We start from the raw sequence: 15,215 nt of genomic DNA on the forward strand, positions 1-15,215 counted from the left end.
TGCTAGCTATCGAAAAAATCTATAATGAACGCAAAATAAAGCATTTTATCTTTGTTTAACACTGAACTAGGCTGCGCCCAACTCAACCCAGTTGCCGAGGTACAGCATGACTGAACAACGCTGGTGGCACCGCGCCGTCGTCTATCAGATTTATCCGTCTTCCTTTATGGACGCCAATGGCGATGGCATGGGCGACCTGCCCGGCATTATTCAGCGCCTCGATCATCTGGCCGAACTGGGCATTACCGTGATCTGGTTGTCGCCGATTTTTGCATCGCCGATGGACGACAACGGCTACGACATCTCCGACTACCAGGCCATCGCGCCCCAGTTCGGCACCCTCGACGACCTCGACCGGCTGATCGCCGAGGCCGACCAACGCGGCATCAAGATCATTCTCGATCTGGTGGTCAACCATTCCAGCGATGAGCACCCCTGGTTCGTCGATGCCAAGTCCTCCAAAGACAGCGACTACCGCGACTTCTATATCTGGCGTCAACCAAAGGCCGACGGTGGCCCGCCAAGCGAGCTGACCTCCTATTTCAGCGGTTCGATGTGGGAATACGACGAGGCCAGCGGCGAGTACTACTTCCATCAGTTCAGCAAGAAACAACCGGACCTGAACTGGGACAACCCGGCCGTGCCCGAGGCTGTGCACGCCATGATGAACTGGTGGCTCGACCGCGGCGTCGCTGGCTTTCGCATGGACGTGCTCGACTTGCTGGGTAAGGACATCGACAACCAGCAACTGACCGCCGGTCCGACGCTGCACCCGCGCATTCACGCCATGAACCGTGCTACTTACGGGCCACGCGACGCACTGACCGTAGGCGAAACCTGGAGCGTCACACCCGAAACCGCGCCGCTCTATTGCGCGCCCGAGCGCGATGAAATTTCCATGGTGTTCCAGTTCGAACACATCAGTCTGACTTTTGGCGAACCCGAAGACGGCGCGCCTAATGGCGGTAAATGGAACGCCAAGCCGGTCGATCCGTTAAAACTCAAGCAGGTGCTGGCGAAATGGCAGCACGCCCTCGCTGATGGCAAGGGCTGGAATTCGCTGTTCTGGAACAACCACGACCTGCCGCGCGCGGTATCCGAATTCGGTGACGACGGCGAACACCGGGTGCGCTCAGCCAAGATGCTGGCGACGGTGCTGCACGGCCAGCAGGGCACGCCCTATATTTATCAGGGCGAAGAAATCGGCATGACCAACGTACGTTTCGATTCCATCGATGATTATCGCGATATCGAAACGCTGAATTTCTATCGTGAATACGGCGAACTGGGTTGGTCACCGGCAGACCGCATGGCGGCCATCTACCGCAACGGCCGCGACAACGCCCGCACACCGATGCAGTGGTCGGGCGAGCCCAACGGCGGTTTCAGCAACGGCACGCCCTGGCTGGCGGTGAATCCGAATTATCGCCACATCAACGTAGCGGCAGACCGCGCCGATCCCGAAGGTATTTTCCAGCACTATCAACAGCTGATTCAGTTGCGCAAAGACAACGACGTTCTGGTCTACGGCAGCTTTAAACCACTGCTTGAAGACCACCCGACCGTCTTCGCCTACGAACGCGAACTGAACGGCGAACGCTGGCTGGTACTGGGTTCGTTCAGCGCCGAGCGCACTCAGCTTCGCCTGCCCGCTCACTGGCAAAACACCCTGTGCGACTGCCTGATTCACAACACCAGCGCACGCGGTGCTTTGGGTCAGACGCTCGACCTGGCACCCTATGAAGCCTTTATGCTGCGCGCCCAAGGAAATGACTGATGAAAGCTGCTGTTGAAAGTCGCCGGTGGTGGAAAGAAGCCGTCGTCTACCAGATCTACCCGCGCTCCTTTATGGACGGCAACGGCGATGGCACCGGCGATTTACCGGGCATCATCGACCGGCTGGATTACCTGAAGAATCTGGGCGTCGATGTACTCTGGCTGTGCCCGATTTTCCCCTCGCCGAACGACGACAACGGCTACGACATCTCCGACTACCAGGGCATTTTGTCGGACTTCGGCACCATGGCCGACTTCGATCGGCTGCTGGAACAGGCCCACGAGCGCGGCCTGCGCATTCTGCTTGATCTGGTGGTCAATCATTCCAGCGATGAGCACCCCTGGTTCCAGGAATCGCGTCAGCCGGACAGCGATAAGCGCGACTGGTATATCTGGCGTGATGGTAAAACCAATGGCGAACCACCGAATAACTGGGCGAGCATTTTCAGCGGCCCGGCCTGGGAATACGACGATCTGAGCGGCCAGTATTTTCTGCATCTGTTCTCGCGCAAACAGCCGGACCTGAACTGGGAAAACGCTCAGATGCGCGAGGCGGTTTATAAGATGGTGCGCTGGTGGCTCGATAAAGGCGTCGACGGTTTCCGCATCGACGCCATCACTCACATCCGCAAAGAACCAGGCTTTCCCGATCTGCCTAATCCTAAGAATCTGGCGGCGGTGCCGTCGCATTCGATGCACCGCAACAAGGACGGCATTCTTAACTACATCAGCGAACTGTGCGCCGAAACCTTCGCACACTACGATGTGATGACCGTCGGCGAAGCCAATGGCGTGACCATCGAGCAGGCGCCGGACTGGGTCGGCGAAGACAAAAACCGCTTCAATATGCTGTTCCAGTTTGAACAACTGAAACTCTGGGGCAGTGAAGGCAACGACGGTCTCGATTTACCCAAGCTGAAAAGCACGCTGACGCGCTGGCAAAAAGGTCTCGAAGGCCAGGGCTGGAATGCGCTCTTTGTCGAGAACCACGACATCCCGCGCATCACCTCGACCTGGGGCAACACCGAGGACTACTGGCGCGAAAGCGCCACTGCCATCGCGCTGATGTATTTTATGATGCAGGGCACGCCCTTTATTTATCAGGGCCAGGAACTGGGCATGACCAATCATCCGTTCACGGCACTGGATCAGTTCGATGATGTGGCGGCCAGAAACCTGATTAAAGAATGGCGCGCCGAAGGCCGCAGTGAAGCCGAAATGCTCGCCGACCTGAAAGACAGTTCACGCGATAACGCCCGCACGCCGATGCAGTGGAGCCGCAACGACAACGCCGGTTTCAGCACAGCAAAACCCTGGCTGGCGGTGAACCCCAATCATCAATGGCTGAACGCCGCCGACCAGGCCGATGATCCGAACTCGGTGCTGAATTTCTATAAGGCCATGATTCGCTTGCGCCGGGCAGAGCCGACGTTGGTGTACGGCGTTTATGATCTGGTGCTGGAAGAGGATGCTCAGGTTTATGCCTACACCCGCAGCCTGGACGGCGAGCAGTTTCTGGTGCTCTGTAATCTCAGCGACGCTGAGTGGCAGGGTGAACTCGGTGCCGCGACACCGGCGGAAAATGGTTTCTGCCTGGGTAATTACCCCGATGCTGGCGGGAAGTCGGCAACGACGTTAGGTCCCTGGGAAGCGCGACTCTATCGGTTGTAAGGATCAAGGATGAGTATCGAACTGCGCGGCCATCACCTTCTGTGCATGCTGACCTACAAAGGCTTGGGTTACAGCGATGAATTCTGCCGCAATTACGACGCCATCATCGCCCGCCTGAACCAGAGTGAGGCGATAGAGCTGATTCGCGGACCGGACCAGATTTGCCAGCCGTTATTGCGCGCACAAGAGGGTGACTGCGCGCACTGTCATCACGCCCGCATTCACCGACGTGATGCTCTGGCAATGCAAGCGGTTAGCGACACTCTGGGCGTTGCTGTGGTAGTGGGTCAGCAACTGACGCTGGATCAGACAGCAATAGCAGTGCTGCGCCAGGCCTTTGCTCAAGGCCAGTTGCGCAGCGGCTGCTTCGATTGTGAGTGGCATGCGCTCTGTACCGACATCGCCGCCAATGGCTACGCCGAGACCAGGTTGCATCACTCAAACGGATAACGCGGCCCCCACTGGTCGCGAATTCGATCCAGCAAACGAATCAACGTCAGGCTGTCGGCCTGGGTATGCTCAGCGCAATCCAGACGACCGGCGGCAATGGCTTCGTTGGTGGCGGTGAATTCGTAGTGATAGCCCTTGCCCAGCAACGGGTAATGCTCGACCGAGACCGGCGCAGTGCCTAGTTGCCAGTGAGCTCGGTTCGGTGCGAACCACAGCGACTGGATTTCTGCCCAACCCTGTTCACCGCTGATCCAAGCCGTCTGCGGCAACTCGTAATCCAGGCTGTAATGCACCGCGCAACGCTCGCCGCCGGCGTAACTCAACACCAGATCAGCGCTGCGGTCGACGCCGGTTTCACCCAGGGTTACCCGACCATCAATCTCAGTCGGTTCACCGAACAGATCCAAGGTCAGAATCAACGGATACAAACCAATATCGAGCAGGGCACCGCCGGCTAAATCCGGGTTATTCAAGCGATGCTCAGGGTCGGCCGGCGAGCGGAAACCGAAGTTCGCCTGGCCGTGGCGCAGCTTGCCCAGCCGGCCGTCGCGCGCCTGTTCGAGAATCTGTTGATAGGCCGGGTTAAAGCGCGTCCAGAAGGCTTCCTGGCAGAACACGCCCAGTTCCTGCGAACGCTGATACAGGCGCTGGGCGTCCAGCAGATTAACCGCCACCGGTTTTTCCACCAGCGCCGCCTTGCCGGCTTCCAACAAGGCCAATGCCTGGTCGACATGACTGGTGTGCGGACTGGCGACATAGACCACATCGATATCCGGACTGGCCAGAAAGGCGTCCAGATCGCCAAAAGCGTGCGGCAAACCGAATTCCCGGGCAAAGGCATCGGCTTTTTGCTGACTGCGTGAATAGACACCGACGAATTCACCGCCACGGCCGTGACGAGCGTCGTTCACAAACTGATGGGCAATATTGCCCGTTCCCATTACACCCCAACGCAACATGGCGGGCTCTCCTTATTATTGTTTGATGATAAGCCTGGACTGGCTTAGGGCAGCACAACCGAATTCAGAAACAGCTGAGCGCGCGCTTCGCGGTCTTCATTATCGGCCTTATAGAGAACCGACACTTTAAGCCACCGCTCACCGCGCTGATAGAGGCGGTGACGTTGAATGCGGTTTTCCACATCAATCAGCGCATAACGCGCCAGCGAGCCGGTGACCTCGAGCGGCGCATATTCCATGCTGGCAACCTGAGCGCTGTCGATTGCTTTCATACGCTCCGCCTGTTGCGCCAAGGGTGCGTCGAGCGAACCCTGCTGCACCAGAAATTCCAGACCTTTGTTCTTCAGCGTCCAGGCGGTACCGGCCTCACCTTCGACCACCTGAGGCTCAGCTTCCCATTGCATCTGCACCCCATCAGCCAGAGTGACAGTACGATAATCCGGCGCATAAGGCATGCGCACATGGGTCGGCCATTGCAGGTAAACAAAGCCGATCAGCAGCACGACAACGACCCAGAAGGTGGGGTTTTTCAAGACGGCAAAGCGAGAGGAGGAATCAGACACAGCAGGCTCCAGATGACAAAAACAACACGACCGGGCAAAACCCGGCCGTGAGTATATCAGAGCGCGATCAGCCACTAATCCTGGATTTTGGAGAACTCCTTATCCAGTTGGTAACGCCGCGAAGTGACGTAACGTTCCATGTTTTCCACCCGGCCAAGGGTTTCATCCAGTCGCTGACGTGCGCGTTTCAATCGTTCGCCCGGCGGTGCACTGCGATAACGAAACATATTGCGCGGCCGGTCGGTATGCAGGTCTTCATCATACTGGTATTCCTGCTCAACCGGTCCCTTTGGGCGCGGCGCCATCACAATACAGGCACCGAGATAGGCCCAGACCGTCAGCATATTGAAGAAGAAAAAGCTGCCGAAGACGACCAGTCGAACCACCCAGGGTTCAATATTGAAATGGTCCGCGAGACCGGCACAGACACCACCGATCCAACCGTCCCGTTTATTGCGATACAGATTCATGCCGAAGCCCTGACGACGACGCGCCCAAAAGCCGGTGGCTTCTTTTTTGCGGTGTTGATAGGCCATGATAACGGCTCCTCCTAATCGGTTTTTCGCTGCCAGTTCGGGCTGCGTTCATCGAGGATCAATTCCAACGCGGCCACCCGCTCATTCAATTGATCCAGTGTGCGCAGCAATTCATCCAACGACGATTGATCGTCCGCATTCAAACTGGCGTGCACCCGATTCTTGTAGCGGTAATGCATGAACAGCCACATCGGCATCACGATGACGATGAACAGAATGGTGGGCACGAACATGAATTGAAAAAAGTGCATGCTTGGCTCCTTGTCGCCTTAGCCTTTGTTAGTCTTCTCCAGGTCCGCCTTGAGGCGTTCCAGTTCGGCATTGACGGCATCGTTCTCAGCCAGGCTGTCGATCTCTTGGGCCAGATCGCGTCCGCGTCCCAGGTCCTGTGCTTCGAGCTCACTTTCCATACTGTCCATGCGTCGCTCGTAATGTTCGAACTTCTCGAAGGCATCCTGCAAGTTTTCCCGATGCAGTTGGCGACGCGTTTTCATCCGGGTGGTCACGGTTTGCTGGCGCATGACCAGGGTTTTCTGCTTCGCCTTGGCATCATTGAGCTTCGACTGCAGCTGACCGATCTCTTCGGACAACTGGCTCAGATGATCGTCCAGCGCTTCACATTCACGCTGCAGAATGTCGGCTTCGTCAACCAGGCTTTGCTTTTCCGCCAGCGCTGCGCGCGCCAGATCTTCACGATCTTTTTCCAGCGCCAGCTTGGCTTTGGCTTCCCAGTCCTCAACTTCTTTGCGCACTCGCGCCAGGCGTCGTTCGGCGTCTTTGCGATCGGCGATAACCCGCGCTGAGCTGGAACGCACTTCCACCAGCGTCTCTTCCATTTCCTGGATGATCAGGCGGATCATCTTTTGTGGATCCTCAGCGCGGTCGAGCAAAGCGTTGAGGTTGGAATTAATGATGTCGGTGAAACGGGAAAAAATACCCATCTTAGTCTCCTCGTTAATGATGGCGCTTGCTGACCGGCAGCAAGCGCTTAAATCCGCGACCAACGGCTTCAATTAAGCCGAATGCCAATGCCAAGCTGACCAGTCCGATCCACCATTGCGTCACCGCCGCCAAGGCGCTGCCCAGGGTAATCATGACCATATACAGCGGTGTCCGTTCTTTTAGTGGGATCATATGGATGTCCTTTGTCGACACACCTTGAGGCTATATCAGCATTCATGCCAAGTTTATAACCCATTGTTTCTATTATAATTTTTAGAAAAACAAGGCGCACAGAGATGGGATATTTAGCGAAAATGACCAATGCCATTGGTCTAATCAGCTAAAGACTCTAAACTCAAAAATTCCTAACCATCCATGGGTCAGAGATGAGTGACCGCAGCTCCCAACGCCTGCTCGGCGAAAGCCCGGCGTTAGCCGATTTACTGGACCGAACCTCGGAACTCGCACCGCTGCACCGGCCGGTCCTGGTGATTGGCGAACGCGGCACGGGTAAGGAGCTGGTCGCTGAACGGCTGCATTTTCTGTCATCACGCTGGCAACAACCGCTGATCAAGGTGAACTGTGCCGCCATCAGTGAAAGCCTGCTCGACGCCGATTTGTTCGGCTATGAGCCGGGCGCTTTTACTGGTGCCAATCGCACCCACATCGGCCGTTTCGAACGCGCTCATGAAGGCACGCTGTTTCTCGATGAAGTCGGCAATATGTCGGCGCCCTTACAGGAGAAGCTGTTGCGGCTGATTGAGTATGGTGAGTTCGAGCGTCTGGGTGGCCAGAAAACGCTGACGGTTGATGTGCGTATTGTCGCTGCCACCAACGAGGACCTGCCGTCATTGGCCGCTCAGGGTCGTTTTCGCAGCGATTTGCTCGATCGCCTGGCCTTCGATGTGCTGACGCTACCGCCATTGCGCGCGCGCCAGGGTGATGTGCAACTTCTGGCCGAACGGTTCGCCATCCAGATGAGCAGCGAACTGGGCTGGTCGATGTTCCCTGGTTTCAGTGAGGCAGCGCTGGCGGCGCTGAATCAACACCCTTTTCACGGCAATGTGCGCGAGCTGAAGAATGTGATTGAACGCAGTTTGTATCGTTGGGGTAATGAGAACGAAGCCATTGATCGCCTGGTGCTCGATCCCTTCGATTCACCCTGGCGGCCGGGCAACGCTTCCGCCGACGTTTCGCTGACCGCAGGCAGTTTTAATGATCAGGTGGCGCGTTTTGAAATCGGCTTATTGGAAGCGGCGCTGGAACGCCATGAACGCCATCAAGGCAAGGCTGCGGAGTCGCTGGGTTTGACCTACCATCAATTTCGCAGCCAACTGCGCAAGCACGGACTGATCGGCGGGGCACGACCAAAGTCGCATTGAGGCGACCCCTGCCAGCGCTAAGCTCGGCCAGACGATAATAACAACACAGCAGGACAGCCAATGAACCCGAACGTACAACGCATGGCTTTAGCGGGCGTCAGCCTTTTTATGATGGCGCAACTGGGTGCCCAATTTGCTCAGTCACCGATGCAACTGCTGATTGGCTTTGCTGCTGTTGGCACGGTACTTGGTTTTCTGTTTCGCACCGGCCATCGCTATCTGATCAGCGGTTATGCCTTCGGTCTGGCGGCGATGATGTTTATGGACTTCATCATTGGCGGCGCCCTGGTGAAGGTCACCGGACCGGTTTATGTAGCGGGCTATCTGTTTGCTTCAGCGGCCGGCCTGACCATTCGCTTTATCTGCTTCCAGCTGCCGGCCTATTGGGCGGCACGGCGTTCGCGTACCAGTTAAACCGATGCCAGATGCAAAAAACCCGTCCAATGGACGGGTTTTTTATTCGCTGAACAACAGCTCAGTCACACAGCATCTTCACCGGTTTCACCGGTACGGATGCGAATCACCTGTTCCAGCGCTGCCACGAAAATCTTGCCATCACCAATCTTGCCGGTGTTGGCTGATTTGGAAATCGCATCAATCACGGATTCCAGTTTGTTGTCGTCAGTAGCGACTTCAACTTTGATTTTGGGCAAAAAGTCGACGACATATTCAGCGCCACGGTACAGCTCAGTGTGGCCTTTTTGGCGACCAAAGCCTTTCACTTCAGTCACGGTGATGCCCTGTACACCCACTTCAGACAAGGCTTCACGCACGTCGTCGAGTTTAAAGGGCTTGATAATTGCGGTTACGAGTTTCATAGCACTCTCCCTGAGAGGTAGTCACGACCCACCTCAAGCATAAACCATGCAGATAGCGCGACAAAATAGAATGCTCCATCGGCAACAACGGCCCAAAAAAAGAAAGGCCCCAAATGGGGCCTTCACTCGGACGAGCCTTGCGGCTCAGTTACTGCAGCTTATTTGCTGGCGGCAGTAAATTCCGGATAGGCGTCCATACCGCATTCGGTCAGATCGACGCCTTCGTACTCTTCTTCTTCGCTGACGCGCAGACCCATAACCGCCTTGATGATGCCCCAGACGATTAAGGAGGCAACGAACACCCAGACGAAGATGGTCAGAGCACCCACCAGCTGGCCGCCGAAGGTGGCATCGCTGTCGCTCAACAGAACCGCGAAGATACCGAACAGACCGACAACACCGTGCACAGAAATGGCACCGACCGGATCGTCGATTTTCAGTTTATCCAGAGCAACGATGCTGAACACCACGATCACACCACCGATGGCACCAATGATGGTCGCCAGCAGCGGAGTCGGATCAGCCGGCTCAGCAGTGATAGCAACCAGACCGGCCAGAGCGCCGTTCAGGGCCATGGTCAGGTCAGCTTTCTTGAACCACAGGCGAGCGACGATCAGCGCAGCGATCAAACCACCAGCCGCCGCAGCGTTGGTGTTCAGGAAGACGTTAGCCACTTCGTTGGCAACCGCCATACCGCCCAGTTTCAGGGTAGAACCGCCGTTGAAGCCGAACCAGCCCATCCACAGGATGAAGGTACCCAGAGTCGCCAGCGGCAGGTTGGCACCTGGAATAGCGTTGATTTCGCCATTCTTGCCGTATTTGCCCTTGCGTGGGCCCAGCAACAGAACACCAGCCAACGCTGCAGCAGCACCGGCCATATGAACGATACCGGAACCGGCGTAGTCAGAATAATTCAGCGAGTACATGCCGAAGACTTCGTTACCGCCCCAAGTCCAGCCACCTTCGAACGGATAGATGACTGCAGTCATGGCCACAGCGAAGACCAGGAAGGCCCACAGCTTCATACGTTCGGCCACGGCACCGGAAACGATGGACATGGCTGTTGCCACAAACACCACCTGGAAGAAGAAGTCAGAGGCGCCTGAGTAGACAGAGCCGCCGTCGAAGCCAGCTTCTTCAGAAGCCGCCAAAGCACCTTCAACGCTGAAGTTGGCCACTGTCTCAACACCCGACAGGAACCAGCCGCCGCCGTACATGAACTGATAACCACAGATCAGGTACATGGTGCAGGCAATCGCATACAGCGCGACGTTTTTGGTCAGAATTTCAGTCGTGTTCTTGGCACGGACCAAGCCAGCTTCCAACATTGCGAAACCAGCGGCCATCCACATGACCAATGCGCCACAGATCAGGAAATAGAACGTATCCATGGCAAATTGCAGTTCAAAAATTTGGTTCTGCATCACCCTTGTCTCCAATTGCTATTTATTTTTTGCTCAGATCGCGTCGTTGCCGGTCTCGCCGGTACGAATGCGAATGGCCTGTTCGAGCGGGGTTACAAAGATCTTGCCGTCACCGATCTTGCCGGTGTTGGCGGCCTTGGAAATGGCCTCGATTGCCCGGTCCAGCAGTTCGTCGGAAACACCAACTTCCACTTTCACTTTGGGCAGGAAATCGACCACATATTCCGCACCCCGATAGAGTTCGGTATGGCCTTTCTGACGTCCGAAACCTTTTACTTCGGTTACGGTGATGCCCTGTACGCCGATTTCAGACAGCGCTTCGCGGACGTCGTCCAACTTAAAGGGCTTGATAATGGCTGATACGAGTTTCATTTTTGTTCACTCCTTTCCGTTCCACCGTTGCACTGAATTGACAGCGCCGGCTCGAGGGGATCGCCCGTCGCAGCCAGTGCTACCGGAAATCACCCGAGTTACAATGTCCAACGCAACGGTTGGCTGCGATTGGAATCGTGTGCGAGGGGGTAAAGCGAAGCCCGTGCCAACTCCGTTTAGCGCGGTGAATCAAGGATTTACGTAAAGGTCGGGTCAAGAATTGAGGGCTGGATGCACAAAATAAGTGCAGCGCACAAAAGCTGTGCGCCGTCAGTGCACACTATTTGCCCAAAGACGGTATAGGGCCAGAGAAATCACGAGGTTAGCGCTGATAGCGTTGCCATCATTGCCACAGAAATTTGAATCAAGTCTCCATTTGGTGAGACTGGAAACGGCGCCTACTGCAGTTTCCAGCCCTGTTTTGGAGCACGGAGGTGCCATGAAATTACCCGAAGATATGCTCGATCAAATCAGCCGTCAGGCCAGTGCCCTGTTCAGTCAGGGACAGCAGGCGCGTGACGACTTGCGCACCAATTTGCGCAGCCTGGTGCAAGCGCAACTGAGTAAACTGGATGTCGTCAGCCGCGAAGAGTTCGACGCTCAGCAGGCGGTGCTGGAACGCACCCGGACACAGTTAGCTGAACTGGAAACCCAGTTGAAAGAACTGGAAGCCAAATTGAGTGATTCCTCCTCATCGTGACTTTTACCACTGGGCTGATTGCCAATTGCCGGCAAGATAAGCTCAGTCCGGCGCCCTGCCTTATTATGGAGATATACCGATGCGTGCACTGATCCTTTTACCCCTGGCGGCAATGCTCAGTCTTCCTGCCTTCGCCAAGGATGCTCTGATCGATATGCAGAATGCCCGCTCCGGCGGCTATGGCGGTCCGCTGGTCAAGTACGGTCAGTTGGGAGATGAAACCGCCATCATGCTCGGCGGCGAAGGCGCTGGTACCTTTACCACCGGCGTGCATTCATTGCTGATCGGTGGCGCCGGTTATGGCCTGATTAACGAGCCGGAGTGGGGTAACGGCCAAACGCTGGATATGGGTTACGGCGGTTTGCTGATCGGCTACACCCATCGGCCCGATGCGGTCGTGCATGTTGAAACCAAGCTACTGCTGGGCGCGGGATCGGTGTCTCTTAGTGATGGTACCGACGAAGACAACGGCAGCTTTCTGGCCAGCGAAGTATTCGTCGGTGCGGAAGTGAATCTGACCGATTTTCTGGAAGTGGGTATCGGTGGCGCCTATCGGCTGACCACCGACCCCGACCTGGATGGCGTCAGCGATGATGACTTGTCCGGTGCATCTGTGGTGCTGAGTTTCCAGTTCGGACAGATCTAATCTGGCTGTTACCCGCGCTCTATGGTGCAAGGACGCATCAGGCTCAAACCGACGTGGCGGTCGTAATAGGCCGCCTCGTTGATAAAGGCACCGTATAGCATCTCTTCACCTTCGTAAGGCAAGGTTTCTCCATCCAGGGTGATAAACAGCGGATCGCCCGGCTTAATCGGCTGATAGTCAGCATCCTGCAGATTCGGATGCACCATAGCGGTAATTTCTCCCCGCTCGTTTTCCGGTAACTGCACCTTGCGCACAAACTGGAACCCCGGCATTGACGTCGCCACTTCGGGCGGCTCCCCACGGTTGACCGCATCCAGATAATCCAGGCAATGACCGGTCACCGCTTCAGTCTGCTGATACACATCCCAGCGCAACAGGCCCTGTGGCACCGGCCCGACTTCAATCAGCAGCCCATATTTGCGGCCCAGTGAAATCAGAAAATTATCTTCCAGCCGCTGCGCCGGCTCATAAAACAAGGTCACTTCCGGCATGCATTGTTTGGCGTAAAACGCCATGCCAGTCACCAGCGGATCCTCCGATTTAATCACCAGGGTGACGCCCATATTGGCGGTGGTGGTGTGCAGATCGAGCACAAAATCGACCCGTGGTTCGTCTTTTGGGCCAAGCAGTGAATTCAGCGATTTCGCCCGGTTTTGCTCATAGCCGCATAACTCATGATCGTTCAGATCATCCCAACCAAACTGGCGGTTCAGATCCTGATCCAGATAGCGACGGTTATGACCATTCGCCTTGGGATTGGCCAGATGCAACTCAGTAACAAAGCTGTCCCGACAAACCTGTTCGGGGTTATTGCGCCAATGCTTGAGCAGATAAACGCCGGTCAGTTCATTGCCGTGCGTACCGCCGGTAATGGCGACGTGTTTGATGGATGGCATGCAGCGCCTCAATAGGAATTCGGATGCCATCCAATATGGGCGAGCGCGCCCGGGGATTCAATGGCCGGGGTCGGTTTGAGCGACCCCGGCCCGCCTTTACTTGATCAGACCAATCTGCCGCAGTCGCTCCATCAGATACTCGTCGCTGGTGATCGGCGGATAACGCTTGGGGTTATCCTCGGTCACGCACTGCGGCAAGGCATCCAGAGAGGTGCCCGGATTGGGGTGCACGAAGAAGGGAATGGAATAGCGCGACACCTTGCCGGCATCGCCTTTGGGATTCACCACCCGGTGTGTGGTCGAGGGCAGTACATGGTTGGTCAGTCGCTGCAGCATATCGCCGACATTGCAGATGATGGTGCCTTCAATCATCGAGATGCCAACCCACTCGCCGCGCTTATTCAACACTTCCAGACCTTCCTGCTCGGAACCCACCAGCAGGGTAATCAGGTTGATGTCTTCGTGCGCACCAGCACGAACATTGGGCAAATTAGGGTCGGTGATCGGCGGGTAATGCAGCGGCCGCAGAATGGAATTACCGTGGTTTACCTTGTTGTCGAAGTAGTGCTGATCTTCGCCAATAAAGAGCGCAAAGGCGCGCAACAGTGTCACCGACAACGCATCCAGCTCCGAATAGAGCCGCAGCATGGCGGTCTTGAATTCAGGTACTTCTAAAGGCCAGACATTGGGTGTCAGATCTTTGTGTGGCGGTTCGCCTTCAATGTCGCGGCCGACGTGCCAGAACTCTTTCAGATCAACGTGTTCAGCGTCCTTGGCGATTTCGGTGCCAAAGGGCGTATAGCCACGCGTGCCGCCGTTGTCTTTGAAATACTGCATCTTGATGTCGTCAGGCTGGGCGAACAGCTTTTCCGAGGCGCGCAGCGCATCGATAACAACGGAACGATCAATACCGTGGCCGGTAATGCCAGCAAAACCCCAGGCCTGATAAGCCTCGCCCATTTCACGGACGAAGTCATCGGGATGGGTATCAAAGCGGCTCAGGTCGAGGCTGGGAATGGTGTTCATGAGCATCTCGCAAGGACGGTCCAGCCGTCCATTTTTTATAGGATCGGCCCGCCTGAAGGCGGGCGCTTATTATCGTGTTAACTGCGTTCTTTGACGTACGGCTCGCCGATCACTTTGGGCGCCACCGAGCGACCAATAAAACCACCGAGCAACACCACGGTCAGGATATACGGCGTGGCTTCGACCAATTGCACCGGCACTTCCACACCCATAAAGACAGCGCCCTGGCTACGAATGGCAATGGCTTCGAGCAAACCGAACAACAAACAGGCCTGCATCGCCGTGCGCGGACGCCACTTACCGAAGATCAACGCCGCCAGCGCCATATAGCCTTTACCCGCGCTCATGTTGGGCGAGAACTGAGCGGTCACCGCGACCGATAAATAAACGCCGGCAAAACCCACCAGAATACCGGTCATCAACAACGCCAGATAACGCGTCTTGGCCACCGAAATACCCGCGGTATCAACGGCATGAGGGTTTTCACCGACAGCACGAACACGCAGACCAAAGCGGGTGCGGAAGAGGATATACCAGCACAGCGGTACGGCTGCGAACGCCAGGTAAACCAGTAGATAATGGCCGCTGATTAACTCGGAATAGATGCCGCCAATTATCGGCACATCGGCCAGTTGGTCTGCAAAGGGCAGAGTGATCGGCGTAAAGCGGGCGTGAGTATCGCCAAACGCCAGGTTGGGTGTGTTCCCGCCCTGACTGAACCAGTAGTTGCCGATGGCAGCTGTCAGGCCGGCCGCAAGAATATTGATCGCCAGACCAGACACCACGTGATCGCCATTGTGGGTCACAGTGGCAAAAGCATGCAGCTGGGCAAAGACGATGGACGATAACACCCCCGCCAGCAGACCCATCCAGGGCGAACCGAAGTAATAAGCCGCTGACGCACCGAAGAAAGCACTGACCAGAATCTTGCCTTCCAGGGCGATGTTCACGATGCCAGAGCGCTCGGAAAACATCCCCGCCAGAGCCGCAAAAATGAGCGGTGTGGCGTTACGCAAGGTGGCGTCGAGGATCACGATAATGCTGTTAAACAATT

19 protein-coding genes are annotated in these 15,215 nt (G+C 56.1%); 7 read left to right on the forward strand and 12 right to left on the reverse strand.

Annotation, left to right across the window (positions count from 1 at the left end; all coding sequences use genetic code 11):
• The first annotated feature begins 106 nt into the window (after positions 1 to 106).
• Genes ACXAE6_RS04760 through ACXAE6_RS04770 form a run of 3 tightly spaced genes read left to right on the forward strand, consistent with a single transcriptional unit; the run spans position 107 to position 3,897 of the window.
• Complete coding sequence (locus ACXAE6_RS04760; RefSeq protein WP_475145162.1) at positions 107 to 1,777, forward strand: glycoside hydrolase family 13 protein; 1,671 nt, start codon at positions 107 to 109, stop codon at positions 1,775 to 1,777.
• Positions 1,777 to 3,447 (forward strand): glycoside hydrolase family 13 protein, encoded by a 1,671-nt coding sequence (locus tag ACXAE6_RS04765; protein WP_475145166.1) that lies wholly within the window; start codon positions 1,777 to 1,779, stop codon positions 3,445 to 3,447. The genes ACXAE6_RS04760 and ACXAE6_RS04765 overlap by 1 nt, the downstream gene beginning before the upstream one ends.
• 9 nt (positions 3,448 to 3,456) lie before the next feature.
• A complete protein-coding gene (locus tag ACXAE6_RS04770; protein WP_475145167.1) occupies positions 3,457 to 3,897 on the forward strand; it encodes a DUF1284 domain-containing protein in 441 nt (146 codons plus the stop codon).
• Here the strand turns inward: ACXAE6_RS04770 and ACXAE6_RS04775 are convergent.
• From ACXAE6_RS04775 to ACXAE6_RS04800, 6 genes are all read right to left on the reverse strand, one after another.
• Entirely contained in the window at positions 3,882 to 4,856 is a 975-nt protein-coding gene (locus ACXAE6_RS04775; RefSeq protein ID WP_475145168.1) for a Gfo/Idh/MocA family protein, read from the reverse strand. The two genes, ACXAE6_RS04770 and ACXAE6_RS04775, sit on opposite strands and share 16 nt — an antisense overlap.
• A gap of 44 nt (positions 4,857 to 4,900) precedes the next feature.
• Entirely contained in the window at positions 4,901 to 5,419 is a 519-nt protein-coding gene (locus ACXAE6_RS04780; protein WP_475145170.1) for a hypothetical protein, read from the reverse strand.
• 74 nt (positions 5,420 to 5,493) lie between these two features.
• Positions 5,494 to 5,955: a PspC domain-containing protein gene (locus ACXAE6_RS04785; protein WP_475145172.1), complete on the reverse strand. Its 462-nt coding sequence runs from the start codon at positions 5,953 to 5,955 to the stop codon at positions 5,494 to 5,496.
• A gap of 14 nt (positions 5,956 to 5,969) precedes the next feature.
• Positions 5,970 to 6,206 carry an envelope stress response membrane protein PspB gene (gene pspB, locus ACXAE6_RS04790; protein ID WP_475145175.1) on the reverse strand — a complete coding sequence of 79 codons (237 nt, stop codon included), beginning with the start codon at positions 6,204 to 6,206 and terminating at the stop codon, positions 5,970 to 5,972.
• A gap of 18 nt (positions 6,207 to 6,224) precedes the next feature.
• The gene (pspA, locus tag ACXAE6_RS04795; RefSeq protein WP_475145179.1) at positions 6,225 to 6,896 is read right to left on the reverse strand and encodes a phage shock protein PspA; all 672 of its coding nucleotides are present in this window, start codon (positions 6,894 to 6,896) and stop codon (positions 6,225 to 6,227) included.
• A 13-nt stretch (positions 6,897 to 6,909) separates the two neighbouring features.
• Complete coding sequence (locus ACXAE6_RS04800; protein ID WP_475145182.1) at positions 6,910 to 7,089, reverse strand: hypothetical protein; 180 nt, start codon at positions 7,087 to 7,089, stop codon at positions 6,910 to 6,912.
• Between the two features lie 194 nt (positions 7,090 to 7,283).
• Between ACXAE6_RS04800 and ACXAE6_RS04805 the strand changes: the two genes are divergently transcribed.
• Both ACXAE6_RS04805 and ACXAE6_RS04810 read left to right on the forward strand, forming a co-directional pair.
• On the forward strand, positions 7,284 to 8,279 hold the full coding sequence (locus tag ACXAE6_RS04805; protein ID WP_475145184.1) for a sigma 54-interacting transcriptional regulator: 996 nt from the start codon (positions 7,284 to 7,286) through the stop codon (positions 8,277 to 8,279).
• 60 nt (positions 8,280 to 8,339) lie between these two features.
• Positions 8,340 to 8,693, forward strand: a complete 354-nt coding sequence (locus tag ACXAE6_RS04810; RefSeq protein WP_475145187.1) for a hypothetical protein — start codon at positions 8,340 to 8,342, stop codon at positions 8,691 to 8,693.
• Between the two features lie 65 nt (positions 8,694 to 8,758).
• Here ACXAE6_RS04810 and glnK (ACXAE6_RS04815) read toward each other — a convergent pair whose 3' ends face one another.
• From glnK (ACXAE6_RS04815) to glnK (ACXAE6_RS04825), 3 genes are all read right to left on the reverse strand, one after another.
• A complete protein-coding gene (glnK, locus tag ACXAE6_RS04815) occupies positions 8,759 to 9,097 on the reverse strand; it encodes a P-II family nitrogen regulator (protein WP_475145189.1) in 339 nt (112 codons plus the stop codon).
• 158 nt (positions 9,098 to 9,255) lie between these two features.
• Positions 9,256 to 10,521: an ammonium transporter gene (locus tag ACXAE6_RS04820; protein WP_475145191.1), complete on the reverse strand. Its 1,266-nt coding sequence runs from the start codon at positions 10,519 to 10,521 to the stop codon at positions 9,256 to 9,258.
• Between the two features lie 33 nt (positions 10,522 to 10,554).
• Positions 10,555 to 10,893 (reverse strand): P-II family nitrogen regulator, encoded by a 339-nt coding sequence (gene glnK / locus ACXAE6_RS04825; protein ID WP_108124296.1) that lies wholly within the window; start codon positions 10,891 to 10,893, stop codon positions 10,555 to 10,557.
• Positions 10,894 to 11,332: 439 nt separating this feature from the next.
• Here glnK (ACXAE6_RS04825) and ACXAE6_RS04830 point away from each other — a divergent pair, with 439 nt between their 5' ends.
• Positions 11,333 to 11,593, forward strand: coding sequence for an accessory factor UbiK family protein (locus ACXAE6_RS04830; RefSeq protein WP_475145193.1), 261 nt, complete (start codon positions 11,333 to 11,335; stop codon positions 11,591 to 11,593).
• 79 nt (positions 11,594 to 11,672) lie between these two features.
• The gene (locus ACXAE6_RS04835; protein ID WP_475145195.1) at positions 11,673 to 12,239 is read left to right on the forward strand and encodes a hypothetical protein; all 567 of its coding nucleotides are present in this window, start codon (positions 11,673 to 11,675) and stop codon (positions 12,237 to 12,239) included.
• Positions 12,240 to 12,247: 8 nt separating this feature from the next.
• Here ACXAE6_RS04835 and ACXAE6_RS04840 read toward each other — a convergent pair whose 3' ends face one another.
• From ACXAE6_RS04840 to ACXAE6_RS04850, 3 genes are all read right to left on the reverse strand, one after another.
• Complete coding sequence (locus tag ACXAE6_RS04840) at positions 12,248 to 13,135, reverse strand: aspartoacylase (protein ID WP_475145197.1); 888 nt, start codon at positions 13,133 to 13,135, stop codon at positions 12,248 to 12,250.
• Between the two features lie 96 nt (positions 13,136 to 13,231).
• Positions 13,232 to 14,161 carry an isopenicillin N synthase family dioxygenase gene (locus ACXAE6_RS04845; protein ID WP_475145201.1) on the reverse strand — a complete coding sequence of 310 codons (930 nt, stop codon included), beginning with the start codon at positions 14,159 to 14,161 and terminating at the stop codon, positions 13,232 to 13,234.
• Positions 14,162 to 14,238: 77 nt separating this feature from the next.
• Complete coding sequence (locus ACXAE6_RS04850; protein ID WP_475151705.1) at positions 14,239 to 15,213, reverse strand: ABC transporter permease; 975 nt, start codon at positions 15,211 to 15,213, stop codon at positions 14,239 to 14,241.
• Positions 15,214 to 15,215 lie beyond the last annotated feature (2 nt).

The sequence above is a fragment of the Saccharospirillum sp. ABV4_185 genome, from assembly GCF_056159245.1.